This window comes from Gordonia sp. GN26, from assembly GCF_054823965.1.
The window spans coordinates 92,405-116,302 of record NZ_JSYC01000016.1 but is presented as its reverse complement, the minus strand read 5'-3'; the positions used below and the strand labels follow the sequence as shown (position 1 = coordinate 116,302).

The following is a 23,898-nucleotide window of genomic DNA, read 5'->3' as shown; positions in this document are numbered from 1 at the left end:
GCTCAGCGGAAGCTGAGCACCTCGTCGCCCCAGGCCTCCCAGAGATCGCCGTCGAGGTTCTGCACCACCCGGTCCTCGGCGTCGATGCGCAGCACGGGACGGCGGCCGGTGTCGTAGGTGGGCCATTCGTCCCCGGGTGACCCGGTGTCGGGTGCGCGACCGTGCGCGAACGAGGTCCAGCGGCGGATCAGCCTCTGCGACACGGCTTCTCCGTGTTTGCGGCCGCCCAGGAGGAAGGTGATGTCGCGCGGACCCGCACCCAGGTTCCCCCACACGTAGGGCACCTCGGTGGCGTGTGCGGCACCGAGACCCAGCAGCCGGAACATCCTGGTGGTCCAGTCGTAGCGGTACACATAGACGGGGGCCCGGCGCGCATGGGCGTCGGCGAGCCACAGCGTCGGCATCCGGAAGGCGACGTCGCGGGCCACACCGAGCCCGGTGACCTTCGGCCGCAGCCCCGAGTACGCCGAGAGCACCTGCGCGCGTTCGGGTAACACGATGTCGGGATACTCCTCGCGCATGCCGGCGAACATCCGCTCGATCTCCTCGGCGGTGATCGGCATGAGCGGCGACTTCATGTACTTGAAGAGATTCGCCTCGTCGCGGTTGGTCCCGATGATCAGCGGCACCGGCAGGGCGCGACCGTTCCGGTAGACGTCGAGAGGATGGTCGGGCAACAGGTCGCCGTCGACCACCGGGGCGAAGGCGATGGTGCCGGGCGACTCGGTGGGCACCTTCGCGAACAGTTCGGTGGTGAGCATCGAACACCTTGTGGCGTCCAGGGATTCGAGCTGTTCCACCACCTCCGCCGAGTCACCCGTGTCCTCGATCCCGGCGGCGTCGAGCAGCATGCGCGCGACGCGGGCGGCCCGGTCGGCGCCGTACATCGAGGTCACCGGCGAACTCTGGGCGATCGCCCGGCCGAACAACCCCTCGGCCGCGGGCATCGTCAGCAGCGCGGTGACGAGGCCGGCGCCCGCCGACTCGCCGAACACGGTCACCTTGTCGGGGTCCCCGCCGAAGGCCGCGATGTGGTCGCGAACCCACGCCAGCGCGGTGAGGACGTCGCTGAGCCCGACGTTGGACTCGAAGCGCGGATCGATCGACGACAGGTCGGCGAACCCGAGGACGCCCAGCCGGTAGTTCAGCGTCACGATCACCACGTCACCGGTGGAGGCGAGCGCCGCACCGTCGTAGTACGGCTGGCTACCCGACCCCAGGACGTACGCCCCGCCGTGCAGCCAGACCATGACCGGCAGCGCGACGGCGTCGTGGGCATGGGTCGAGGCCCCCGGCGGCGTCCACACGTTGAGGTAGAGGCAGTCCTCGTCCATCACGACATCCAGGCCGAGCCGGACCGCGGGATTGAGTTCCTGCGGGCAGACGGCCCCGAACGAGACGGCGTCGACGACGGCATCTCGACTCCCGTCCTCGTCGGGCGTGAGCGGCCGGGCGCGACGCCATCTCAGTTCGCCCAGCGGAGGTCTCGCATACCGGATTCCGCGCCAGACGTCGGCGCGGTCGCCGGCGACCCCGCGGTAGGTACCGAGTGCGGTACGCGCGAGCGGCTCCGCGCCGGTGGGAGTCGGGGTCGTCTCGGCCACGGCAGAGGTACCCGGTTCATCGTGCTCCATCCGTACATCCTGCACCGACAGTTCGTTTCCAGGCACACGTTCCCGCGTGACGGGAATGTCGAGGACCCGCTGGGTAGAGTACGAGCATGGATGTACTACGCCACGTCGTAATTCTGTTCCACATCGTCGGCTTCGCCGTGACCTTCGGTGCCTGGTTCTCACAGGTGGCCGCCCGCGAGTTCCGCTTCACCCGGGTCATGGACTACGGCATCGGGCTGTCGCTGCTCACCGGTCTGGCACTGGCCGCACCGTGGCCCGCCGGAATCGAACTCAACTACCCGAAGATCGCCATCAAGCTGGTGATCCTGCTCGTGCTGGGCGCGATCCTGGGTATCGGCAGCGCTCGTCAGAAGCGCACCGGCGAACCCGTTCCGCGGGCGCTGTTCTGGACGGCGGGCGCACTGTCGCTGCTCGCCGCCGGACTCGCCGTCATCTGGTGACCATCTCCAGGCGATAGACACACATCGTCGGTTCGGGCCGGACGGTGACCAGGTCGTGGTTCGTCTTCTCCGCGGGACGGCCGAACGCACCCACGTGCGTGATGATCCGAAAGGACACGACCCGGTCACCGTCCGGGGTGTGCGCGACGATCTGACCGATCGACGATTCCCTGACCTCGGACCCGGCGCCCGAGTTCCGCAGCTGTTCGACGAGCCCTGCTGCGGAGCGGGCGTCGGGCGAGTCGTCGCACAACCGGTCCAGTGCCGATTCGACGCGCGTGGTGTCCGTGGGCGAATAACTCAGGAGATCGACGATCATCCTGCGGGCGTACTCGACGACGGCTGCGTCGTCGACCGGCGTCTCGTCCTCCGGCTCGTCCGGACGCACCGCGAAGACGACCATCTCGGCGACCAGCAGGGCCACTGCCGCGGCGAAACCCACCAGCCACCACGGTGTGCGAGGGCGGTGTGGTGAGGAGGACGGAACGGGCCCGGACACAACAGCGGCCCCGGCCCGCGGCGAGGACCATCGACTCTCGGGTCTGGTGTGACCGTTCGTCATCTGACTCCCCCCGCGGGCCGAGGCCCTCGTGGAGCCCCCTGTCAGGATTGAACTGACGACCGCTCGCTTACAAGGCGAGTGCTCTACCACTGAGCTAAGGAGGCGTGCGTGCGCGAGTATATCCACCGCGCATTCGACGGTCCCAGCGGACCCGGTCAGGCCGGGATCGCGGCGACCGCCTCGATCTCCACCAGCTGGTCGTCGTAGGCCAGTACCGAGACCCCCAGCAGGCTGCCGGCCGGCTTGTGATCGCCGAAGGCCGCCGTCACCGCTTCCCAGGCGACCACGAGGTCGGCCTGCAGGTGTTCGGCGACGAAGACGGTCACCTTGGCGACGTCGGACAGCGATGCACCGGCCTCGGCCAGCGCCGCCTCCAGGTTCGCCATGCACTGCCGTGCCTGTTCGCTGACGTTCCCCGGGGCGACGGTGACGCCCTGCTCGTCGATCGGCGCGGCGCCCGCGGTGAAGACGAGACTGCCGGGGGCCACTGTCGCACTGCGGGTGTGACCGTCGAGGGGACCGTTGATCTGCACTGACGACATGCCGCGATCCTAGAGGGCGGTGAGCACCCACCACGCTGCGTGACATCGGCCGTGTCTGGGTAGTTCACATCCGAGATCGATTCGGTGCCAAGATCGAAGCTGCGGTCACCGATGATCGACGACTCCCGACCGAACGCGAATGCTCGACTGACACAAGGAGGCATGCGTGCGCGAACAGATCGGCCGCGCGCTTCGTCGACTCACCGGAACCCGGCAGGCGACGATCGACACGATCGAACCCGGCAGCATCATGGTGTCGCCGCGCAAGCCGATCGAACCGTTCGACGTCGCGGCGATCACCGAGGTCCTCGACCTCGCCACCAAGATCGGGGCCGTGCTGCTCGACTCGGGTACCGGCGCGATCGACACGCAGACCCAGATCAAGTTCGTCGCAGGTGTTTACGGCCTCGAGGACGTGGACGTCGACGTCACCTACAACACGATCGTCGTCAGCGCGCGACGCGGCGCGACGCTCCCGCCGATCACCACGATGGAGCAGGTCTACTACCGCTCGATGGACTTCACCCGGCTCGCCCAGGTGGATCGGCTCGTCCGGCGCATCCGCGACTCCGGCATCACGCCGTCGACCGCGCACCGCATGGTCGACGAGATCATCACGGCCCCACACCCGTACCCGCACTGGGTCGCGACGGTCGCCTGGGGCGCGATGGCGTCGGGCATCTCCGTGCTGCTCGGCGGTCAGTACCTCGTCGCCGCACTGGCGTTCGTGACCACGGTCGCGATCGTCGTCATCAACCGGAACCTGAACCGGATCGGTACACCGATCTTCTTCCAGCAGCTCACCGGCGGGTTCATCGCCGTCGTCCCGGCGGCCCTCGTCTTCGGCGCGGCCGAGAAACTGGGTGTGCAGATCGCACCCTCTCAGGTCATCGCGGCGGGCATCGTCGTCCTGCTCTCGGGGCTGTCGCTCGTCGGTTCGGTGCAGGACGCCATCACGGGCGCCCCGATCACCGGCGTTGCCCGCTTCTTCGAACTCCTGCTCATGACCGGCGGCATCATCGCCGGTGTCGGTGTCGCGATCCGGCTGCTCGAGGCCGGCGGCATCTTCCTTCCCACGATCACCACCTCGACCAGCTTCGAGGCCGTCGAGTTGCCGGTGAGGGTGGTCGCGGGCGCCTTCGCCGCCTGCGCCTACGCGGTTGCCAGCTATGCCGAGACCCGTGCGCTCGGCGTCGCCTTCCTCGGTGGCCTCATCGGCACCGCGGTCGCGGCGTCGGCGACCTTCACCACCGTCGGCGACGTGATCGCCAACGGTCTCGCCGCGGCCTTCGTCGGTCTGGTCGGCGGCCTCCTGGCCCGGCGCGCGTTGACGCCGCCGCTCGTCGTCGCGGTAGCCGGCATCACCCCGCTGCTCCCGGGCCTCGCGGTCTACCGCGGCCTGTACGGAATCCTCAGCGAGCAGACGCTCAGCGGCTTCACCTGGATCGCGAACGCCCTCGCCATCGGCTGCGCGCTCGCCGCCGGCGTCACCCTCGGTGAGTTCGTCGCCCGGTCGCTGCGCCGCCCCCAGCTACCACCGCGACCCGACTGGAGTCTGCGGCGTCGCCTCCTCGCCCAGCGCGAGGCACGGGAGGGCCGCACGATCCGCCAGAACCGTCGGTGGCCGCCCCCACCGCGGCGGTTCTGAGCACCCCCGCGACCCGGGTAGAATGGCGAATCGGGCGCGCCGCCCATCGGCCGCTCCAGCCCGTACGGAGCCACACCGCGACACCGCACGCACTACGAGGGGACTCACATGCCCGCGAAGACCACCGACATCGCCGACGAAGAACTGGAACCGGTAGCCGACGAGACCGCCAATTCGGCGCGCCGCGTCGTGGCCGCCTACGCCACCGACGCCGACGAGTGCCGGATGCTGCTCGCAATGCTGGGGATCGCGCCGGGCGAGAACGCCTGATCCGGTGACGCCGCGACCGGCTGGAACCGGGACCACCCCCGCCCGCGACAACGAGTCCGGCGAGGGGCCGAACCGGGCTGCTCCGCACGACGGCGCAGAGTTCGTCGTCGTCGCCAACCGTCTGCCCGTCGACAAGGAGATCCTGCCCGACGGCACGGTCAACTGGAAGCGGAGTCCCGGCGGCCTCGTGACCGCGCTCGAGCCGATCCTGCGAGCCAACACCGGCGCCTGGGTCGGATGGTCGGGCATCCCTGATTCCGACGACAATCCCCCGGACATCGAGGGCATCGACATCCATGCGGTGCCCCTGTCCACACAGGAGATCGCCGAATACTACGAGGGCTTCTCCAACGCCACGCTGTGGCCGCTCTACCACGACGTCATCGTCAAGCCGGAGTACCACCGCGAGTGGTGGAACACCTATGTCGAGGTGAACCGGCGGTTCGCCGAGGCCGCGTCGCGGGCGGCCGCCGAAGGTGCCGTGGTGTGGGTGCAGGACTACCAGCTCCAGCTGGTCCCGAAGATGCTGCGCATGCTGCGGCCCGACGTGAAGATCGGCTTCTTCCTGCACATCCCGTTCCCGCCGGTGGAACTGTTCATGCAGATGCCGTGGCGCACCGAGATCGTCGAGGGCCTGCTCGGCGCCGACCTGATCGGTTTCCATCTCCCCGGTGGTGCGCAGAACTTCCTGTTCCTCGCCCGCCGGCTCGCCGGCCAGGCCACCAGCAAGGGCACCGTCGGCGTCCGCTCGCGCTTCGGAGTGGTGCAGGTCGGCTTCCGCACCGTGCGGGTGGGCGCATTCCCGATCTCGATCGATTCCGGCGAGCTCGCCGCGAAGGCCAAGACCAAGAAGATCCGTGACCGGGCCGCGGAGATCCGCCGCGAACTCGGCGACCCCAAGACGATCATGCTCGGCATCGACCGGCTCGACTACACCAAGGGCATCGATGTCCGCCTCAAGGCGATCTCGGAGTTGCTGGCCGAGGAACGGCTCGACGCGTCCGAGACGGTGATGATCCAGCTCGCCACGCCGAGCCGGGAGCGCGTCGAGAGCTACAAGCGGATGCGGGCCGGGATCGAGCAGCTGGTCGGCAACATCAACGGCAACCACAGCCACACGGTGAGCCGGCCGGTCGTCCAGTATCTGCACCGGCCGGTGCCGCGCGACGAGCTGATCGCCTTCTTCGTCGCCGCCGACGTCATGCTGGTGACACCGCTGCGCGACGGCATGAATCTCGTGGCCAAGGAGTACGTGGCCTGCCGCAGTGATCTCGGCGGCGCTCTGGTGCTCAGCGAGTTCACCGGTGCCGCAGCAGAATTGCGCTCGGCCTACCAGGCCAACCCCTACGACCTCGACGGGGTCAAGGACGCCATCGAGGCCGCGGTGAACCAGAGCGAACACGAGGGACGCCGCCGTATGCGGGCGTTGCGTCGCCAGGTGCTCGCCCACGACGTCGACAAGTGGGCACGCAGCTTCCTCGGCACGCTCGGGGAGAACTCGGAGACCGAGTTGGAACCGAACCGCGGTGTGCACCTGGTCGAAGATTCCCTCGACAACACATGAGCGACACCGGGATTCCCGCGGACCTGCGGGCCGCCCTCGGCGTGGCCGCGCGTGCACGTCGGCTGCTCGTCGCGTCGGACTACGACGGATGCGTGTCGCCGATCGTGTCGCGCCCTGAAGATGCTGTCCCGAACCCGGCATCGATCACCGCACTCGAGGCGGCCGCAGCACTGGCCGACACCGAGGTCGCGGTCATCTCGGGGCGCGAACTCGCCGTCCTCGCAGACCTTTCCGGCCTGGGTGCACCGGTGACGCTGGTCGGGAGTCACGGTAGCGAGTTCGACACCGGGTTCGCGGTCGAGGTGACCGACGCAGCACGCGCCCTGCTCGTCCGGCTCATCGACGAATTGCGGGACATCTCAGCACGTTTCCCGGGTTCGACGGTCGAGACGAAGCCGGCGAGCACCGTGTTGCATGTACGCAACGCCGATCCCGATGACGCCGTGGCGGCACTCGAGTGCGCCCGGTCCGGCCCCGGCTCCTGGGAGGGTGTGCATTCCACCGAGGGGAAGAGCGTGCTCGAACTCGCGGTCATCGAGACCAGCAAGGGGCACGCGCTCGACACCCTGCGGGAGCGACTCGACTGCGATGTCGTCATCTACCTCGGCGACGACGTGACCGACGAGAAGGCCTTCGCGCACCTGCGGCCCGAGGCCGGCGACATCGGTATCAAGGTCGGCGACGGTGCCACCGCGGCCGGATTCCGGATCGAGGACACCGACGACGTCGCCGCCGTCCTCGATCACGTGGCCACCGAACGCCGAGCCGTGCTCGACGCCTGAACCGGCTCAGCCGATCATGACCCGGGCGGTCGCGTCGTCGTAGGGCAGTTCACCGCGAACGGTCGCGGTCACCTCGTACTTGTTGAGCGTGATCGTGCCGCGGTGGTTGTCGAGGAACGCGGTGTCCGCGGCGTCGCGCCCGGTGGCGATACGCACCAGCGATTGTCGCGGGGCCAGGCGCGTGCTGTCGACGACCACCCATTCGCCGTCGATGATCGCCTCGGCAACAGCGTGGAAGTCCATCGGCGAACATCCGGGTGCATAGACAGCGACGAGCCGCGCCGGGATGTTCAACGCACGCAACAGTGCCACGACGAGGTGTGCGTAGTCGCGGCACACACCCGCCCCGGCGAGCAGGGTGTCGGCAGCTCCGTCGATGGGATCGCTGGCACCCGGGATGTAGTTCAGCCGCTGCTCGACGAAGGTCGCCACCTGATTGAGGAGTTCCCCCTCCGGCAGCGACAGGTCGAACTGGCCGGCCACGAAGCCGAAGAACTTGTCGCACTCGGCATATCGGCTGGGGCGCAGGTATCGCGACCGGTCGGTGCTCTCCACCGGGATCGGGTTCGCGGCGGTGAGGACCTCGGCGGTGTAGTCGATGGTCAGCAATCCACGGCCGAGCTGCATCCGGTGGATGCGCGACCCGTGGTCGGCGACGAGCTCCTCCACGTCGACCGGACTGCCGTCCAGCTCGATCCTGAGTTCCTCGGCCAGTTGTAGGCCGGGCAGCTTCGCCACCGTGATCTGCATCTCGAGTTCAGTCGGGTCGTCGATGCTCACCTCGAGGCGTGCGGCAACATCGCGGGGCAAGGTCATGCCCCCACCGTAGGTGATGAATCCCGGCACGGCACACGGGGCGGTCCCGCCCGGAGACGGTCTGCCCGTCAGAGGGTGGCGACGGCGGCGATCGGATCGGCGTAGATGACACTCAGCGCCACCACGACCGCGGCGCTCTCCTGAACGTGCACACCGAATCTCGACGGCGCGATCTCCAGCGGCCGGTCGAGCGTCGAGGCCTCGTCGAAGGCCGCCTGTACCGGTGCGAGGCCGTGCGGGTGCGCCGCGAACGCGTCGCCGGCGACGACGATCGTGTCCGGGTTGATCACGTCGCGGATCATCGCGACCGCCTCCCCGAGCACCCGCGCGCGTTCGTCGACGATGCGCGACGAGTCCGGATCGATGCCGAGGCGATGGGCGGCCGCCAGTGCGGCGTCGTCGCCGATGACGTTCTGCAACCGGACGCGGGTATGTCCCGGGGCGAGCACCGGCGCGGAGACGGGCAGGTGCGCGATGGTCCCGGCCCCTCGCTCGGGGACGTGCACCCGGCCCTCGAGAGTCATTGCCATGCCTGCGGTTTCGCGGGCGTAGAAGAACAGCCCGGTGCCGGTCGCGTCCCGCGGTCCGCCGAGCAACAGTTCTGCGGCGGCCATCGCCTCGACGTGCTCGCACACCGACACCGGGGTGCCGAGCCGGTCCGCAAGGGTTTCGCCCACCGGGAGTTGACGCCACCCGAGAACCCGGTGATCCACGACACCCGCCTCCGCGTCGACCGCACCGCCGAGCGCCACCCCGCCCCACAGCAGACGGCGCCCGCTGAACCGACCGGCGAGCTCGGCGAGTTGCGCACACAGTTGCTCGATCGCCTCCTGCTGATCACCCGACGGGGTGAGCACGGCATGGCTGTGCAGCGTGCGTCCACCGAGATCCGCGATGACCAGAACCGAGCGTCGCGCACCGATGTGCAGGCCGGCGACGCACAGCGAATCCCGGTCGATGGTCAACGGGTTCTTGGGCCTGCCAATGGTTTTCGGTCCCGCGAGATCGGGGCGTTCGGCGACGAGACCGTGGGCGGCGAGCGCATGGACCTGACGGTTGATCGTCGCGGCGGACAACCCCGTCGTCGAGGCGAGCTGATCCCTGGTCACCGGCCCACCGACCCGGATCGCGTGCAACACCGCGGCCGCCGGAGTGGACGTCAGTTGCAGCGCCGCCGGGATCACTCCCCCACGCATGGGACGAATGTAGCAGTGCGCGAGTGCACGCCGGCGCTTCCGGCGGTCTCATGGGCGAGGTGCGGTACGCGTCGTAAGGTGGGCCCATGAGCCCTGACACCGCCACCGATGCCGCCGCCCAGACCACCGACCAGCGACCGATTGCCGTCGTCACCGGCGCGAGTTCCGGGATCGGTGCCGCCACTGCTCGTCAACTGGCGAAGCAGGGTTACCACGTGGTGCTCGGCGCACGACGCGTCGATCGCGTCGAGGCGCTCGCCGCCGAGATCGGCGGAACCGGAAAGCAGCTCGACGTCACCGACGAGGACTCGGTCGCCGCGTTCGTCGAGGGCCTGGACCGCGTGAACGTGCTCGTGAACAACGCCGGCGGCGCCAAGGGCCTCGACCCGGTGTCCAACGCGAACTTCGACGACTGGCGCTGGATGTGGGAGACCAACGTCATGGGGAGCCTGCGGATCACCAAGGCCCTGATCCCCGCGCTGATCGCATCCGGGGACGGACTGATCGTCGCGATCACCTCCGTCGCCGCGCTCGAGGCCTACGACAACGGCGCCGGCTACACCTCGGCCAAGCATGCCCAGGCGATCACCCACCGCACCCTGCGGTACGAACTGCTCGGCGAGCCGGTGCGACTCACCGAGATCTGCCCGGGCATGGTCGAGACCGACTTCTCACTCGTGCGTTTCGAGGGCGACCAGGAACGCGCCGACGCGGTCTACGAGGGCCTCACCCCGCTGACGGCCGACGACGTCGCCGAGGTCATCGGCTTCGTCGCGTCCCGCCCGCCGCATGTGAACCTCGACCAGATCGTGCTCAAGCCGCGCGATCAGGCGTCGGCACGACGGAACATCAAGACCGGCTAGCGGGGTGCGGGGACGTTGGAGGTCGGGGCGCCGCTCGGCGTCGCCGGCACCGACGACTCCGTCACCTCGCCCTTGATCGCCGACATGCCCTGCCAGGTCTCCCAGTCGAAGATCCAGTCGTAGATGTCACCGTCGGCCTCCGACAACGGGATTCGCGTACCCGAGACCTCGACCGGGTCGCCGTAGACGGCCACCCGGAAATAGCGTTCGGCGTCGGCCTCGGACAGGTTGATGCACCCGTTGGTGACGTTGGCCGTGCCCTGCACGTTGACCGTCTCGGGATTCGCGTGGATGAACTCGCCGTTGTTGGAGATGCGCACCGCCCAGCGTTCCCGGATGTTGAAGTAACCGGCGGCCGGGTTGCTCATGAAGAACTCGTCGTACTTCTCGGTGACGACGTGGATACCGGAACGGGTGACGTTGCGGTCGAGGTCGCCGCCGCCGTAGCTGCAGGGCAACGACATCAACTCGGCGCCGTCGCGGATCACGACGATCCGGTGCGAGGACTCCACGGCCTTCACGACCTGGGCGCGCCCGATCGAGAAGTCGCTGGTCACGTCGGCCGCACCGTAGGCGCCGTCGCCGTGGTCGAGGCCGTACAACTTGGCGTCCATGTGCACCTTGGTGCCGGGAGCCCAGTACTCACGGGGACGCCAGTGAACGCGTGAGCCGTTGTCCTCGCCGAGCCACGCCCACGAACCCTCGGTGGGCGGCGTCGTCGTGACGGTGAGCGCCCGCTCCACCGCCTCCTTGTCCTCGACGGTGCCGTTGAACTTCAGGATGATCGGCGCGGCGATGCCGACCTCCTGGCCGTCGCCGATGTTGACCACGACGTTCAGCTGACTCGACGGTTCGAGGGTGGTGAAGCTGCCGGTGACCGGCACGGTCTTCCCGTCGGTCCCGAGAGCCGTTCCGCTCCAGGTGTATTCAGTGCCGTATCCCAGCGGCTCGGCGATGGTGTAGCTCGTGCGGTCCTCCGACAGCCGCCCGTTGACCACCCGCCCGCGCGGGTTCGTCAGCTTCACGTCGGGGTTGAGCGTGCCGTCCTCGGCCTGCACCGAGATCTCGGCGATCGGGCTGGGCGCCTCCCCGTCGAGCGGAGGGGTGAAGGTCAGACGGACCTTCGGTTCGTCTGGTTTGCCGCCGCCGCCCGGGCCGGCATCGGAACCCGTACACGCCGCGATCGCGACACCGAGTACGCCGACCCCGGCCGCGGCGAGCACAGCGCGTCGGTTCACCGGGGCCTGAGAAGTCATCACCCGCACAAGCCTACCGATCTGCGGTGATCGTTCACGGAGCTGACGACTCACGGTTGCGGGTCGTCGCCTACGGCCGCCGCGGACGGCATGTGGGCGCGCTCGCCCGCATGGTCCATGATCGACAGCACCTCGGCGGGACCGTCGTGGGCGCAGATCGCATGCGGGATCATGGTCGAGAACTCCGCGGCGTCCCCCTCCGGGACGAGGATCGCGCGGTCGCCGAGGAGCAGCCGCACCGTGCCGGCGAGCACCGTGAACCACTCACGCCCGGGATGAACCCGCAGGTCACCGAGCGGCTGTTCGCGTTCGAAGCGCATCTTCGCGACCGTCACCCCTTGCGGGCTGTTCTCCCGGGAGAGCAGCCACATCGTCATCCCCTCGGCGGCGTGCGCCTGGGGACGGATCACGACGTCGGTGTCGTCGGCGGCTTCGACGAGCTGATCCAGCGTCGTCCCCAGGGCCCGCGCGATGGGGACCAACTGGTCCAGCGCGACCCGGCGATGCCCGGTCTCGATGCGGCTCAGCGTCGACGGGGACAGGTAGCACCGTGCGGCCAGCGCATCGAGGGTCCAGCCCTTGGCGAGTCGGAGCCCACGTATGCGTTGACGGACCACCGCATCGAGTTCTTGCGTCATAGGCAAGATGGTATGCCGTTTAGGCATAGGCGCGCTACCGTCGATCTCATGACCCATTCCCACGATCACCACGGGCACCACCACGACCACCACCACGACCAGGTGCATCTGGCTTCGGTGCTCGACCTGGACGCCGAGCTCCTCGGCGATTATGTCGACGACGCCGCCGCGACCATCAGCCGCAGCCTCGGACGCGCACCGCAGCGGATCGTCGATCTCGGCGCGGGAACCGGCACCGGTACCGAGGCGCTCGCACGCAACTTCGCCGACGCGCAACTCGTCGCGGTGGACAGTTCCGCCGAGATGGCCGCGCTCGTCGAGCAACGGGCGGCCGCGGGCGGTTTCGCCGCACGGATGGCCACGGTGGTCGCCGACCTCGACGACGGCCTGCCACCGTTGCACTCCCCGGACGTTCTCTGGGCCTCGATGTCGCTGCATCACGTCGCCGACCCCACGGCGCTATTGCGCGCGGCGGCCTCCGTGCTGGCCCCGGGCGGCGTCGTGGCGATCATCGAGATGGACGGCCTCCCGCGCTTCACGTCCGAGAACTCGGAGTTGCGCGGGATCGAGGACCGCTGCCACGCCGCGGCGGCCACCGCCGGATGGGAAGCGCTCGTAGACTGGACCGACGCGCTCGACCGAGCCGGTCACGACGTACTCGAACGTCGGACCATCCGCGTCGGGCCCGGCGGCCCGAGTCAGGCGGTCGCGCGCTATGCCCGGCACTGGTTCGGCCAGTTCCGGCACCGTCTGGCAGACGTTCTCGACCCCGCCGACCTCTCCGTCCTCGACGAACTGATCGATGAGCGCAGTCCCCGCTCAGTCCACCGACGTACCGACCTGTCCTTCACGGCCGGCCGTCACCTCTGGATCACCCGGCCGCGCTCCGCCGGCCTCATGGACGCCCCGTCCGACACCCGACCCCTCGAGAGTGAGCTGTCATGACAGACCCCCGCACCGATCGAAATGACTCCGCGGCCACTGAATACGACGTCGCGATCGTCGGGGGTGGCGCCGGCGGCCTGAGCGCTGCCACGGTCCTGGCACGTTCACTGCGCAAGGTCGTCGTCATCGACGCCGGGGAGCCCCGCAACGCCCCGGCCGCGGGCGTCCACAACGTTCTCGGTCAGGACGGGATCTCACCACTCGAATTGCTGGCTCGCGGGCGTGCCGAAGCCATCGGGTACGGCGCCGAAATCCGCTCGGGCACCGTCGTCGACGCGCGGCGCGACCCCGACGGCGACCGGTTCACCCTGGACGTCGACTCGGGAGACACGGTGACCGCGCGCCGCGTGATCCTCGCGACCGGCCTCGTCGACGAGCTGCCCGCCATCGACGGGGTATCGGAGCTCTGGGGGCGCGATGTCCTCCACTGCCCGTACTGCCACGGCTACGAGGTTCGCGGCAAACGGATCGCCGTGATCGCCACCGCGCCCATGTCGGCGCATCAGGCACTCATGTTCGGGCAGCTCAGTGATCAGGTCACGGTCATCGCCCATGCTTCCGACGCGCTGTCCGAGGACGATCGGTCGCATCTGATCGCGTCCGACATCGACATCATCGACCACACCGTCGAACGGGTTCTGGTCCGCGAGGATGCAGACTCCGAACGCCTCGGCGGCGTGCTGCTGTCGGAGGGCACCGTGCTCGACGTCGATGCGGTCGTGGTGTCCCCCCGGTTCGTGGTGCGCGGCGAGCTGTTCGAGCGTCTCGGCGGAACCCTCGGCGACGGGCCCGCGGGCGGGCTCGTGGAGACGGGGCCCATGGGTGAGACCGAGATTCCGGGTGTGTGGGCGGTGGGTAACACCACCACCATCCACGCGATGGTGACGGTCGCGATGGGCGAGGGCGTCTCCGCCGGCGCCGCGGCGAACGCAAGCCTGGTGATGGCCGATCTCGAACAGAAAACGGCCCCGGTCGGCTGACCTACTCCGGAAAACCGTCCAGCACAGTCGCCGACGACGACAAGCCCAGGCGGGTCGCGCCCGCCGCGATGAGTTCGGCGGCGAACTCGGCCGTCCGGATGCCACCGCTCGCCTTGACGCCGACCCGGGAACCGACCGCGGCGCGCATCAACCGCACCGCTTCGACACTCGCGCCGCCTGCGGGATGGAAGCCGGTCGAGGTCTTCACCATTCCTGCGCCGGCCTGCTCGGCACGGCGACACACCTCGGTGACCGTGTCGGGTCCGGCGAGCTGCAGGAGCGCCGCGGACTCGATGATCACCTTGAGCAGCGTCGAATCCCCGATCGCCTCACGCACGGTCAGGACGTCGGCGAACACCTCGTCGAACCGGCCGTCGACCGCGGCGCCGACATCGATCACCATGTCGACCTCATGCGCCCCGGAGTCCACCGCCAGGCGGGCTTCGGCAGCCTTGACCAGGGAGTGGTGCTTACCCGAGGGGAAGCCGGCGACCACGCAGGATCGCTGGTCACCGGTGTCGATCGGGAGCATCGACGGCGACAGGCACACCGCGAAGACGCCGAGGCGGGCGGCCTCGGCGACAGTGGCCTCCGCGTCGGCGCGGGTGGCCTCGGGCTTGAGGAGTGTGTGGTCGATGATGGCGGCGACGTCGCTACGCCGCAGGTCCGTGTTCGTCACATCGACGAGCTTGGCACACTGAGGGTCGTGACAAGCGGACAGCTGACCCCCACCGACCAGACCGAGCATCGATACGTGCTGACGCTCGGCTGCCCCGACCGCACGGGCATCGTCGCCCGCATCTCGACCTTCCTGACCGATGTCGGGGGTTGGATCACCGAGGCCGCGTACCACTCCGACGACGACACCGGCTGGTTCTTCACCCGGCAGGCCATCCGCGCCGACGAGGTGGCGTTCACCGCCGACGAACTCCGCGCGCGGTTCGCCGCCGAGGTCGCCGACGAACTCGGCCCCGAGACCGAGTGGCGCCTCACCGACACCCGTGACACCAAGTCCGTGGTGCTGCTGGTGAGCAAGGAAACCCACTGCCTCATCGACCTTCTGGGTCGCGCGCACCGCGGCGAGCTACCGGCGACCATCCGGGCTGTCGTCGGCAACCATCCCCAACTCGAAGAGCTGGCAACACGTTTCGAGATCCCGTTCCACCACGTCCCGTTCGGTGAGCGCAAGGCCGAGGCCTTCGCCGAACTCGCCCGGATCGTCGACGGCTACCAGCCAGACGCCGTGGTCCTCGCACGGTTCATGCAGATCCTGCCGCCGAAACTGTGCGAAGCCTGGGCCGGCCGCGCGATCAACATCCACCACAGCTTCCTGCCGAGCTTCATCGGTGCCCGCCCGTACCACCAGGCCTTCGCCCGGGGCGTCAAGCTGATCGGCGCGACGTGCCACTACGTCACCGCCGATCTCGACGCCGGACCGATCATCGAACAGGACGTGATCCGGGTCGATCACGGCGACTCGGTGACCGACATGGTGCGTCAGGGACGCGACATCGAGACGCTGGTCCTGTCCCGCGGACTGCGCTGGCACCTCGAGGATCGCGTCCTGGTGCACGGCCGGAAGACCGTGATCTTCAACTAGTTCAGCGCCCGCTCGTAGAACGACCACGAGCGGTGCAGCTGGTCTTCCCAGTAGCCCCAGGAGTGGGTGCCAGCCGCGGGGAGGTCGACCGTCGCCGGGATGTTCAACTGCTGCAGGCGGTTCACCAGCTGCAGGGTGCACGCCATGGTGCCGCCCTCGATGATGCCGCCGACCACGATCTGATCGGCGAGCTTGTCGACCTTCTTCACGTACGCCGGGTTGTCGTACTCCCCGGGCAGACCGGTGGCGTTGGAGATGTACAGCTTGGTGCCACGCAACTTGTGGGCATTGATGACCGGGTCGTGTTTGCGCCACCCGGGCCCGTTGTACGGCCCCCACATGTTCGTGGCGTCGCCGCCGCCGCGCGCTTCGACCACCAGCCGGATGCTGTTCTGGCCGAACGGGTCGGCGGTCGTCGGGCACCCGCTGTAGGCACCGACGGCCTTGTACAGGCCGGGGTGCTCGATCGCCAGGTTCAGCACCGAGGTTCCCGACGAGGAGATACCGCCGATCGCATTGCGCCCGGAGGTGTTGAAGTTGGCGTCGAAGACCGGCGGCAATTCCTTGCCGAGGAAGGTCGACCATTTGAACAGACCGAGCTCGGGATCCGGCTTCTCCCAGTCGGTGTAATAGCTGAACCGACCCTGGTTCGGGATGACCACGTAGAGGTTCTTGTTCTTGGTGAACTCGACGATGTCGGTCTTCGCGAGCCAGTTCGCACCGTCCTCACCGCCGCCCGCACCGTTGAGGAGGTAGAGGACACCGCGCGGCTTGGACTCGTCGGCCGGCTTGATGACCGTCAGCGGGATGTCCCTGTTCATCGCATCGGAATGCACGACGATGTCGGTGACCCGTTCGGTGGGCGAACCCGCCGTCACCAGACTCGGTGCCGCCGCCGCAACGCCTGTCGTACCGGTGGCCGACATCGTGAGCCCGATGCCCAGAGCGACCGCGATCGCGGCGCCGCACCTGCGCAGACGCTGGTTCATACATTCCTCCTCGTCGAGTCCCGCTTGGCCCCGGGCGGGCGTGGTTCTGTCAGATGGACCGTATCGTGTCGGGCCACCGGGCGGACCCACACGGCGGATCATTCACCTGCCCGGACCCTCATCCGCCGGCAGATCGGGCCCTTTCAATACGAATCGCCTCACAGCCGAGGCCGTGAGGCGATTCGAGAAGATCGTCGAACTACGACTCGGAGGAACCCTCGATCGAGCCGGTCACCAGTTCCACGAGCAAACCTTCGACGATGTCGCCGATTACGCCTTCGATCGCGTCAGCCATGATGCTCCTTTGTCCTTTGGGGGAAGTTTCGAATCGACCCGCCTACTCCCACCTTCGCGGCGGCTCGAGACAGAGATTACATATCCGTCTCGGAGATGTCTCCATTATTTCTGGGGACTTGTCACGAATATTCCTTTCCGCCATCGCTCGATGTCATAAAAGCCCAGCTCAGCGGCCCCCACTAATACGAACAATTGAATACAGTTGGACGAGCGTCCATTAAACCTCGGAAAGAATGACCATTAGCAACGTTGATGCAACGTTTGGGTGGCAAATCGACAAATTCGTGCCCCAACCTTCGTTGCCGTAACTTTCCGTTCGGTAAGTTTCGATTCCGCGCTTCTCGTCGAAGTGGGTCAAACGATTAGTCGAAACGAGACGAATTCTTCAATTCGTTTCACGAAACGGATCATTACTCCTGCAAAAGTCCTCTGACCAGTGGTGATTCATTCGGCACGCGATGCCGAATCGACGCCGCAGCGTCGTGCGTAGACCCCACCGGCACCGACGAGTTCGTCGTGAGCCCCCGATTCGACGATCGTCCCCTTCTCCAGGACGACGATCTGGTCCGCGAGTGCGGCGGTGGCCATCCGGTGGGTGATCAGGAGGGTTGTCGTGCCGGCGCGCAGCCGTTGCAGCGCCCGCTGCACGAGCAACTCCGTGCGGGGATCGGCCGCGCTGGTCGCCTCATCGAGGATGAGGATGCGGGGCGAGGCCGCGATGGCCCGGGCGACGGTGACGAGCTGCTTCTCCCCCGCGCTGAGGTTCTCCGATTCCTGCCCGATGACGGTGTCGAGGCCCTGGGGCAGCGTCGCGACGATCTGGTCGAGATGACCGTCGTGGACCGCACGGTCCACCGCGGCGTCGTCGGACATCCCGTAGGCGATGTTGTCGCGCACGGTCCCGGTGAACAGCCACGGCTCCTGGGTCACGACCGCCATGCCCTCGCGCAGCCCGTGCGGGCCGAGGTCGGCGGTGTCGTCACCGTCGATCGTGATCACCCCTGCGGTCGGACGGTAGAAGCCCTGCAGCAGATTGGTGATGGTGGTCTTGCCCGCCCCGGTCGAGCCGACGATCGCCGTCGTCGTCCCCGGCTCCATCCGGAAACTCACCGAACCGAGGACCGGCGTGCTCTCCTCGTAGGCGAAAGCGACGTCGTCGAAGACGATCTCCGGCGGTCGGCGATGACGCCCGGGCGCATCCGTCGCCTCACCGATCGCCGCGTGGGTCTCCGAGTCGCCGTCCTCCGGCTCGTCGAGCACCTCGCGCACCTTGCCCGCCGAGACCGTGCCCGATTGCACCTTGGTGACGAAACCGGCGAGTTCCCGCACGGCCGAGGACAATTGCTGCGCGAAGAGGATGGCCACCTGGGCGGCGCCGAGACTCAGGGTGCCGTCGACGACCATGACGCCGCCGAGGACCGCCAGGATCAGGAACACCACGGCGTTGATCGCGGTGAGGATCGGTGCCAGTGTGCCGGCAGCCCATTGGGCAGAGCGTGTCGAACCGAACAGCTTCTCGTTGAGGGCATCGAAGCGGCGCCGGGCAAGGGGTTCGGCGTTGTACGCCTGCAGCATGCGCCGCGCGCTCAGCTCCTCCTCGAGGTGACCGGTGAGGGCGGCCGTGGTGGTCCACCTGGTTTCCAGGAACGGTCGTGCCCGGCGCGCGATGACGACCGACACCGCCGCCGACACCGGTGCCGCGACGAGCGCGACGATCGCCAGCAGCGGCGAGACGACGAACAGGACGACGGTGACCACGAGGAGCGTCAGCGCGTTTGTGGGGACGGTGACCAGCACCGGAGCGATCACGGTGGCGGCATTGTCGGTGTGCGCGGTGAGCTTGCTGACGAGCACGCCGCGATTGTTCGACTCGAAGTAGCGCAGCGGCAGCCGGTGGACTTTGTCCTCGATCCGCGTGCGCAGACCCGCGACGGATCGTTGCACCGCGATGGTCAGCATCTGCCCCTGCGTGAACGTCAGACCGGCTACGAGCAGATAGACGGCCGCCTGCACGCCGAGCACCGTCCAGAGGAGCCGCCAGTCCATGCCGCCGGCACCGGTCGTCCCGTCGACGATCACATTGGTGACCACACCGAACAGGATCGGTCCGACGACCGCGCCCAGCGACGCCACGATCGCGCACAGCGAGATCGCGACGGCGCGTCCCCGGGTCAGGTGAAGCTGCCGCAGCAGCCATCGGAGCGAGTCGTCTCGCCGGACGTCAGACATTGGTGACCGCCTGTGCGTAGGCGATCTCGCGGTAGATCTCGCTGTCGACGCGGAGGGTCTCGTCGGTGCCGACGGCGACGAGACGGCCGTCCTCCAGGACACCGATGGTGTCGGCGTGCCGGACCGACGAGACCCGCTGTGCCGCGATCAGCACCGTCGCCTCCGGGTGTGCGCGCCGCAGATTGGCGATGACCTGCTGCTCGGTGTCGACGTCGAGGGCGCTGAAGGGATCGTCGAGCACGTACAGGGCAGGACGTCGTAGGACTGCGCGGGCCAGCGCCAGGCGCTGTCGCTGGCCCCCGGAGAAGTTGCGGCCCTCCTGCGCGACGCGCGCCCCGAGACCCTCGGGCCGCGCCTCGACGAAGTCCCGTGCCGCGGCCACCTCGAGAGCGTCCCACATCTGGTCGACGGTGGCGTCGGGACGGCCGATCCGCAGGTTGTCGGCAATCGTGCCGGTCACCAGCGCGGCGCCCTGCCCGACGAAGGCGGTCCGCGCGCGTACCCACGCCGGCGCCAGGCCGGTCACGTCGGCGCCGTTCCACCGCACCCGGCCCGAATCGGGATCGGAGAACCGCAGCGGCAACGACAGCAGCGTCGACTTGCCGCTGCCGGTTCCGCCGAGGAAACCGGTCACCGTGCCGGCTACACACGTCAGCGAGACGGCGTCGACCGCGGGGGCGTCGGCGCCGGGAAAACCGACGGATACGGAGTCGAAGACCACGACGGGTGCCGACGACGTCGCCCCGCCCTCGGCGTCGCCGGGTTCGAGGACCTCGGTGTCGAGGACCTCGGTGATGCGACCCGCGCTGGTGACCGCGCGCGGGATGACGCCGGCGATCACCGTCAGCAACGATACAGCGAGCAGGATCTGGCCGAGATACCCGACCGCCGCCGCGATCTGACCTATCTGCATCTCGCCCCTGTCGACGAAGATCGCACCCAGCCCCGCCACCGCGACCCCGGCGAGATTGGACACCACGGTCACGGTCGGGAGCAGCAGCACCTGAGTCCGTCCCAGCCGCAGGGCGACGTCGGTGAGGTCGTCGTTCTCCACCGCGAAGCGCGCGCGCTCGCGGGCCTCCTGCCGAAACGTCCTGATCACCGGTATGCCGCGCAACTGTTCGCGCAGCACACGGTTGATCGCGTCGAGCCGACGCTGCAGGCGTGCAGCCCACGGGACGATGCGCCGCACGAGCACCCCGACCAGCACGACGAGGATCAGCCCCGCCACGAAGATCACCGGCGACATCTGCCACGCCTGCGACAGGGAGAGCACCAGCGCACCGAACAGCATGAGCGGCGCGGTCACGACGATCGTGAGGAAGATGAAGAGGAAGCCCTGGATCTGTCCCACGTCGCCGGTGGATCTGGTCAGCAGGCTGGACAGACCCAGCCGGGCGACCTGTTGGTCGGTGAAGGTGCCGATCCGACCATTGACCCGGCCGCGCAGATCTCGGGCGGAACTCGCCGACAGGTGCGAGGCGAGGTAGGTGGCACCGAGAGAGACCCCGAGATTGACCACGGCCACCGCGACCATCAGCAGTCCCACGAACTTGATGGTCCCCACGTCTCCGCGCAGGATTCCGTCGTCGATGATCGCGGCGTTCAACGCCGGCTGCGCCAGTGAGGTGAACACGCTCACGAACTGGAAGACGACGAACCCCGCGAGCACCCAGGGAGAGGCCTTCAGTGCGGTGCCGACGACGCTGATGAGGGCTCGTACCTCGTCTCGGCTCATCGAGGGGGCTACGCGCATTGGGCGAGACTACTCCGAGCTGTTCGAGAACCCGGGCAACGTCCTCGGCTGAGTCACGCTCTGCCCCAGGGCGCGTCGCGGCGGGCGCAGACCGTCTGGCGCCGGACGCACATTCGAGGGGAGTGGCTCACCCCGGGGGCTGCGGTGTGCTGATATTGCGGTGTGAACACGCGCGCCCCGATAACGCACACCCGGCCGTTGACCGCTGCCGACCGCGGCCAGGCACTCGACCTGCTGGAGAGCGGCTTGCGAGAGGTGCCGATGTACGCATGGCTTCTCGGACGGAGCGCCGAGGTCGATGCCTACCGGTGGTTCGGCGATGTGCTGTTCACCGACTACCTTCCCGGCTTGTACGGCCAGTTCACCCAGACGGGTGAACTGATGGCCATGGTCGCAGCGTCCGAGCCGGACCACGAGACGCAACCGGTGGATGACGACCTGAGAGCTCGCACACGGCATTTCGTCACCACCCTCGACGGATTCCTGGAACGGTTCACCGAACTCCGGGAGAAGACCAGGAACTCGATGCTGCCGGGCACTGTCAGTCTGGTGTTCGGCTTGGTTCACCCGGACCATCGACTGAGTAGAGCTCTGTCGAATCTGCTCCAGCCGATCGTGGACGACGCCGGCCGCCGAGGCCTGTTGGTGACTCTCGGCACCGGCGATCCAGACCTGCGGGAGGTGTCCCGCCGCAGTTGGGGCGGTGAGGTGTACGCCGAGTTCGACCTCACCGACGGACCCACCGTGTGGTTACTCAAGGTCGAACCGCCGACACGCGAACAGCATTAGGCGGCGTCGAGCGAGACGGCGAGGGGTCGCCCACCGATCAGACCGAGCATCCCGACTGTTGTTCGTTGCCGGTCATCTCGTTGGTCAGCTGGACGTCCGAGCCGCTGATCGCGAACTCCAGACCCGTGTCGGTGACCTTGAGCTGATCGACCTGGACCTCGTCGAAGAACGGGCCGAGTGCCGACGTGGTGACCTGGTCGACGATCTGCTGTGCGAAGTCCGGCGGGATGCCGAACACCAGTGCGCTGGCCTTGACGACCTCGAACTCGACCCGGCCGCCCTTGAGTACGGGCTTGATCGTCGCCGAGACCGGGACGGAGAAGAACATGACCGGGAAACCGGCCTGGACCTCGAAGGTGCCGTCGGCCGCATTGCCGGTGATCTCCTCGACGGAGCCGACCGGGCTCGCGCCGTTGCCGGTGCTCTGGCCGCCGGCCCCGGCGGGAGCGCCCTCCTTGCTGAGTTCGACGATCCGCTCGAAGGGGATGAAGCCGTCGCCCTTGAGGCTGCGGATGTCGGTGGTGCTGTTGTCACCGGAGATACCGTCGGCGCGCATGTGCAGACGCACGCCGTCGGCGTCGGAGCCGTCCTTGGTGTCGACCTGGACGTACGGAACGTCGCCACTGCCCTGCAGGATGATCGGCTTGCGGCTCAACGACACCGAGGTGGGGACGCCCGTGAGACCGCTGAACGACTCCTCGAGGCAGTTCGTCACCTTGTTACGGAGATAGAGCTCGCTGCCGACCGCACCGATGACCACCAGTAGCAGCACCGCGATGGTGCTCAGCGCCACGATCTTCTTGGTGCTGCGTCGTTTCCGCGGCGAGGTCAGCACCGGACCGCTGCCCGGCGTCTGCAGGGGTTCGCTCGAGTCGTCGCCATAGGGGGTCTCCCCGGGCGCGAACTGAGCGGTGCCCGGCTGACCGAGCCCACCGCTCAGGTCGGTGGTGTCGGCCTCCGAGGGCGGCACGCTCGAATATGCCTGTGCCCCGGGCGCAATCGGGGTCGTCGGGAACTGTTCGGTCTCCCCCGTCTCGGGACTGCCTGTACCCGCCTCGGCGGGATCGACGTCCTCGACCGGACGCCAGTCGTCACCGGCCGGTTCGGCGGCTCCGGTGTTGCCGGTGGGCTCGGTGGGTCCTGCGGATTCGATGGGATCGTGCGACTCACCCTGGTCTCGGGGGTCATCACCGGGAGTCTTGTTGTCGCTCATGGGTTCCGTCCTCGGTCGTCGGACTCTCGAAGCCGTTCGCCGGTGGGTGCGACCATCCTGGGCACCGCACCGCCGGCAGGCAGCTCTCGCTCGTTGGCGAGGACCGCCAATTGTTTACGAGCCTTCTCGACCAGGGCCAGGTCGAGGTCGTGGACATCGACACCGACCGTCTCCGGGTACGCGGCGACCACGGTACCGAAAGGGTCTGTGATTTGGCTGTGTCCGATCCCGGTCGGCGCACCCGAACCGGCGACCGCCTCGTCCGGGGGAAGTGCCTGCCCCACGGCGACGACGAACGTCGTCGAATCCAGCGCCCTTGCCGTCGCGAGCACCTGCCACTGATGGATCTTGCCGGGGCCGGCGCCCCAGGACGTCGGCACGACGACGAGCTGCGCGCCGCGTCGTGCAAGGTTCGTGAACAGGGCGGGGAACCTGATGTCGTAGCAGGTGGCCACCCCGACGGTGACGCCGTCGACCTCGAAGGTCAGCGGTTCCGAACCGGCTGCGACGGTCTTGGATTCCCGGAACCCGAAGGCGTCGTACAGGTGCAGCTTGTCGTATCCCTGCCGCGACCCGTCGGGGTGCGCGACGAGCACCGTGTTGAACACGCGCCCGTCGTTGGACGGGGTGAACATCCCGGCCACGACGGTCACACCCGCCGACACCGCGACCTCCGACACCGCACTGGCCCACGGCCCGTCGAGATCCTCCGCCACCGGTCTCAGCGGGACACCGAACCGGCACATGGTCGCCTCCGGGAACACGACCAGGCGCGCCCCGCGCGATGCCGCGTCCTGCGTCGCCGCACGTAGGGTCTCCAGGTTCTCGCCCGGATCGTCGGTCGAACTGATCTGAGCCATCGCCACACGCATAGCCGCCACAGTAGTGC

23 protein-coding genes and 1 tRNA gene are annotated in these 23,898 nt (G+C 68.2%); 10 read left to right on the top strand and 14 right to left on the bottom strand.

The features are described from left to right. Positions 1-2: 2 nt before the first annotated feature. Positions 3-1,634, bottom strand: coding sequence for a carboxylesterase/lipase family protein (locus OK17_RS06080; protein ID WP_461416941.1), 1,632 nt, complete (start codon positions 1,632-1,634; stop codon positions 3-5). A gap of 86 nt (positions 1,635-1,720) precedes the next feature. On the opposite strand from OK17_RS06080, the gene OK17_RS06075 reads away from it, so the two are divergent. Continuing rightward, complete coding sequence (locus OK17_RS06075) at positions 1,721-2,074, top strand: hypothetical protein (RefSeq protein WP_006867225.1); 354 nt, start codon at positions 1,721-1,723, stop codon at positions 2,072-2,074. Here the strand turns inward: OK17_RS06075 and OK17_RS06070 are convergent. The 3 genes from OK17_RS06070 to OK17_RS06060 form a co-directional block, all read right to left on the bottom strand. After that, positions 2,064-2,516, bottom strand: coding sequence for a hypothetical protein (locus OK17_RS06070; protein ID WP_461416940.1), 453 nt, complete (start codon positions 2,514-2,516; stop codon positions 2,064-2,066). The genes OK17_RS06075 and OK17_RS06070 overlap by 11 nt on opposite strands. 149 nt (positions 2,517-2,665) lie before the next feature. Next, a tRNA-Thr gene (locus tag OK17_RS06065) sits at positions 2,666-2,740 on the bottom strand. Between the two features lie 51 nt (positions 2,741-2,791). After that, positions 2,792-3,178 (bottom strand): RidA family protein, encoded by a 387-nt coding sequence (locus OK17_RS06060; protein WP_461416939.1) that lies wholly within the window; start codon positions 3,176-3,178, stop codon positions 2,792-2,794. A 166-nt stretch (positions 3,179-3,344) separates the two neighbouring features. On the opposite strand from OK17_RS06060, the gene OK17_RS06055 reads away from it, so the two are divergent. From OK17_RS06055 to otsB, 4 genes are all read left to right on the top strand, one after another. After that, positions 3,345-4,826, top strand: coding sequence for a threonine/serine exporter family protein (locus OK17_RS06055; RefSeq protein ID WP_461416938.1), 1,482 nt, complete (start codon positions 3,345-3,347; stop codon positions 4,824-4,826). A gap of 108 nt (positions 4,827-4,934) precedes the next feature. Next, entirely contained in the window at positions 4,935-5,096 is a 162-nt protein-coding gene (locus OK17_RS06050; RefSeq protein ID WP_005200235.1) for a hypothetical protein, read from the top strand. 4 nt (positions 5,097-5,100) lie between these two features. After that, a complete protein-coding gene (locus OK17_RS06045; RefSeq protein WP_461416937.1) occupies positions 5,101-6,660 on the top strand; it encodes an alpha,alpha-trehalose-phosphate synthase (UDP-forming) in 1,560 nt (519 codons plus the stop codon). After that, positions 6,657-7,442, top strand: coding sequence for a trehalose-phosphatase (gene otsB / locus OK17_RS06040; RefSeq protein ID WP_461416936.1), 786 nt, complete (start codon positions 6,657-6,659; stop codon positions 7,440-7,442). Before OK17_RS06045 ends, otsB begins: the two co-directional genes overlap by 4 nt. A gap of 6 nt (positions 7,443-7,448) precedes the next feature. On the opposite strand, the gene OK17_RS06035 is transcribed toward otsB, so the two are convergent. Next, positions 7,449-8,258 (bottom strand): transglutaminase-like domain-containing protein, encoded by an 810-nt coding sequence (locus tag OK17_RS06035; protein ID WP_232715987.1) that lies wholly within the window; start codon positions 8,256-8,258, stop codon positions 7,449-7,451. Between the two features lie 68 nt (positions 8,259-8,326). Then, positions 8,327-9,454, bottom strand: a complete 1,128-nt coding sequence (locus OK17_RS06030) for an ROK family transcriptional regulator (protein ID WP_232715988.1) — start codon at positions 9,452-9,454, stop codon at positions 8,327-8,329. 86 nt (positions 9,455-9,540) lie between these two features. On the opposite strand from OK17_RS06030, the gene OK17_RS06025 reads away from it, so the two are divergent. Beyond that, entirely contained in the window at positions 9,541-10,317 is a 777-nt protein-coding gene (locus OK17_RS06025; protein WP_461416935.1) for an SDR family NAD(P)-dependent oxidoreductase, read from the top strand. On the opposite strand, the gene OK17_RS06020 is transcribed toward OK17_RS06025, so the two are convergent. Both OK17_RS06020 and OK17_RS06015 read right to left on the bottom strand, forming a co-directional pair. After that, on the bottom strand, positions 10,314-11,573 hold the full coding sequence (locus OK17_RS06020) for a L,D-transpeptidase (protein ID WP_232716086.1): 1,260 nt from the start codon (positions 11,571-11,573) through the stop codon (positions 10,314-10,316). The two genes, OK17_RS06025 and OK17_RS06020, sit on opposite strands and share 4 nt — an antisense overlap. A gap of 50 nt (positions 11,574-11,623) precedes the next feature. Continuing rightward, complete coding sequence (locus OK17_RS06015) at positions 11,624-12,211, bottom strand: helix-turn-helix domain-containing protein (protein WP_006867235.1); 588 nt, start codon at positions 12,209-12,211, stop codon at positions 11,624-11,626. Between the two features lie 48 nt (positions 12,212-12,259). Here OK17_RS06015 and OK17_RS06010 point away from each other — a divergent pair, with 48 nt between their 5' ends. Both OK17_RS06010 and OK17_RS06005 read left to right on the top strand, forming a co-directional pair. Next, positions 12,260-13,156, top strand: coding sequence for a class I SAM-dependent methyltransferase (locus OK17_RS06010; RefSeq protein ID WP_461416934.1), 897 nt, complete (start codon positions 12,260-12,262; stop codon positions 13,154-13,156). Further along, positions 13,153-14,136: an NAD(P)/FAD-dependent oxidoreductase gene (locus tag OK17_RS06005; RefSeq protein ID WP_461416933.1), complete on the top strand. Its 984-nt coding sequence runs from the start codon at positions 13,153-13,155 to the stop codon at positions 14,134-14,136. Before OK17_RS06010 ends, OK17_RS06005 begins: the two co-directional genes overlap by 4 nt. Position 14,137: 1 nt before the next feature. Here OK17_RS06005 and deoC read toward each other — a convergent pair whose 3' ends face one another. Further along, positions 14,138-14,815, bottom strand: coding sequence for a deoxyribose-phosphate aldolase (gene deoC / locus OK17_RS06000; protein WP_461416932.1), 678 nt, complete (start codon positions 14,813-14,815; stop codon positions 14,138-14,140). Positions 14,816-14,842: 27 nt separating this feature from the next. On the opposite strand from deoC, the gene purU reads away from it, so the two are divergent. Then, positions 14,843-15,736, top strand: coding sequence for a formyltetrahydrofolate deformylase (purU, locus tag OK17_RS05995; protein WP_232715992.1), 894 nt, complete (start codon positions 14,843-14,845; stop codon positions 15,734-15,736). Here purU and OK17_RS05990 read toward each other — a convergent pair. The 3 genes from OK17_RS05990 to OK17_RS05980 all read right to left on the bottom strand — a co-directional run bounded on the left by OK17_RS05990 (position 15,733) and on the right by OK17_RS05980 (position 21,007). After that, a complete protein-coding gene (locus OK17_RS05990; protein ID WP_461416931.1) occupies positions 15,733-16,725 on the bottom strand; it encodes an alpha/beta hydrolase in 993 nt (330 codons plus the stop codon). The genes purU and OK17_RS05990 overlap by 4 nt on opposite strands. 741 nt (positions 16,726-17,466) lie before the next feature. Beyond that, positions 17,467-19,251, bottom strand: a complete 1,785-nt coding sequence (locus tag OK17_RS05985; RefSeq protein WP_232715994.1) for an ABC transporter ATP-binding protein — start codon at positions 19,249-19,251, stop codon at positions 17,467-17,469. After that, positions 19,244-21,007, bottom strand: a complete 1,764-nt coding sequence (locus OK17_RS05980; RefSeq protein ID WP_461416930.1) for an ABC transporter ATP-binding protein — start codon at positions 21,005-21,007, stop codon at positions 19,244-19,246. Before OK17_RS05980 ends, OK17_RS05985 begins: the two co-directional genes overlap by 8 nt. Positions 21,008-21,205: 198 nt before the next feature. Here OK17_RS05980 and OK17_RS05975 point away from each other — a divergent pair, with 198 nt between their 5' ends. After that, entirely contained in the window at positions 21,206-21,796 is a 591-nt protein-coding gene (locus OK17_RS05975; RefSeq protein WP_232715996.1) for a hypothetical protein, read from the top strand. A gap of 37 nt (positions 21,797-21,833) precedes the next feature. On the opposite strand, the gene OK17_RS05970 is transcribed toward OK17_RS05975, so the two are convergent. Together OK17_RS05970 and OK17_RS05965 are read right to left on the bottom strand one after the other, a co-directional pair. Continuing rightward, the gene (locus OK17_RS05970; RefSeq protein ID WP_232715997.1) at positions 21,834-23,009 is read right to left on the bottom strand and encodes a hypothetical protein; all 1,176 of its coding nucleotides are present in this window, start codon (positions 23,007-23,009) and stop codon (positions 21,834-21,836) included. Then, the gene (locus tag OK17_RS05965) at positions 23,006-23,881 is read right to left on the bottom strand and encodes a carbon-nitrogen hydrolase family protein (protein ID WP_232715998.1); all 876 of its coding nucleotides are present in this window, start codon (positions 23,879-23,881) and stop codon (positions 23,006-23,008) included. The genes OK17_RS05970 and OK17_RS05965 overlap by 4 nt, the downstream gene beginning before the upstream one ends. Between the last annotated feature and the right edge of the window lie 17 nt (positions 23,882-23,898).

Bases quoted from the DNA above. Each gene is read 5' to 3' on its own strand.
- OK17_RS06015 (WP_006867235.1), bottom strand. From the start codon at position 12,211: ATGACGCAAGAACTCGATGCGGTGGTCCGTCAACGCATACGTGGGCTC.
- OK17_RS06005 (WP_461416933.1), top strand. From the start codon at position 13,153: ATGACAGACCCCCGCACCGATCGAAATGACTCCGCGGCCACTGAATAC.
- OK17_RS06020 (WP_232716086.1), bottom strand. From the start codon at position 11,573: ATGACTTCTCAGGCCCCGGTGAACCGACGCGCTGTGCTCGCCGCGGCC.
- otsB (WP_461416936.1), top strand. From the start codon at position 6,657: ATGAGCGACACCGGGATTCCCGCGGACCTGCGGGCCGCCCTCGGCGTG.
- OK17_RS05985 (WP_232715994.1), bottom strand. From the start codon at position 19,251: ATGTCTGACGTCCGGCGAGACGACTCGCTCCGATGGCTGCTGCGGCAG.
- OK17_RS06025 (WP_461416935.1), top strand. From the start codon at position 9,541: ATGAGCCCTGACACCGCCACCGATGCCGCCGCCCAGACCACCGACCAG.
- OK17_RS05970 (WP_232715997.1), bottom strand. From the start codon at position 23,009: ATGAGCGACAACAAGACTCCCGGTGATGACCCCCGAGACCAGGGTGAG.
- OK17_RS06030 (WP_232715988.1), bottom strand. From the start codon at position 9,454: ATGCGTGGGGGAGTGATCCCGGCGGCGCTGCAACTGACGTCCACTCCG.
- OK17_RS06010 (WP_461416934.1), top strand. From the start codon at position 12,260: ATGACCCATTCCCACGATCACCACGGGCACCACCACGACCACCACCAC.
- OK17_RS06075 (WP_006867225.1), top strand. From the start codon at position 1,721: ATGGATGTACTACGCCACGTCGTAATTCTGTTCCACATCGTCGGCTTC.
- OK17_RS06060 (WP_461416939.1), bottom strand. From the start codon at position 3,178: ATGTCGTCAGTGCAGATCAACGGTCCCCTCGACGGTCACACCCGCAGT.
- OK17_RS05990 (WP_461416931.1), bottom strand. From the start codon at position 16,725: ATGAACCAGCGTCTGCGCAGGTGCGGCGCCGCGATCGCGGTCGCTCTG.
- OK17_RS05965 (WP_232715998.1), bottom strand. From the start codon at position 23,881: ATGCGTGTGGCGATGGCTCAGATCAGTTCGACCGACGATCCGGGCGAG.
- OK17_RS06080 (WP_461416941.1), bottom strand. From the start codon at position 1,634: ATGGAGCACGATGAACCGGGTACCTCTGCCGTGGCCGAGACGACCCCG.
- OK17_RS06050 (WP_005200235.1), top strand. From the start codon at position 4,935: ATGCCCGCGAAGACCACCGACATCGCCGACGAAGAACTGGAACCGGTA.
- OK17_RS05980 (WP_461416930.1), bottom strand. From the start codon at position 21,007: ATGCGCGTAGCCCCCTCGATGAGCCGAGACGAGGTACGAGCCCTCATC.
- OK17_RS06035 (WP_232715987.1), bottom strand. From the start codon at position 8,258: ATGACCTTGCCCCGCGATGTTGCCGCACGCCTCGAGGTGAGCATCGAC.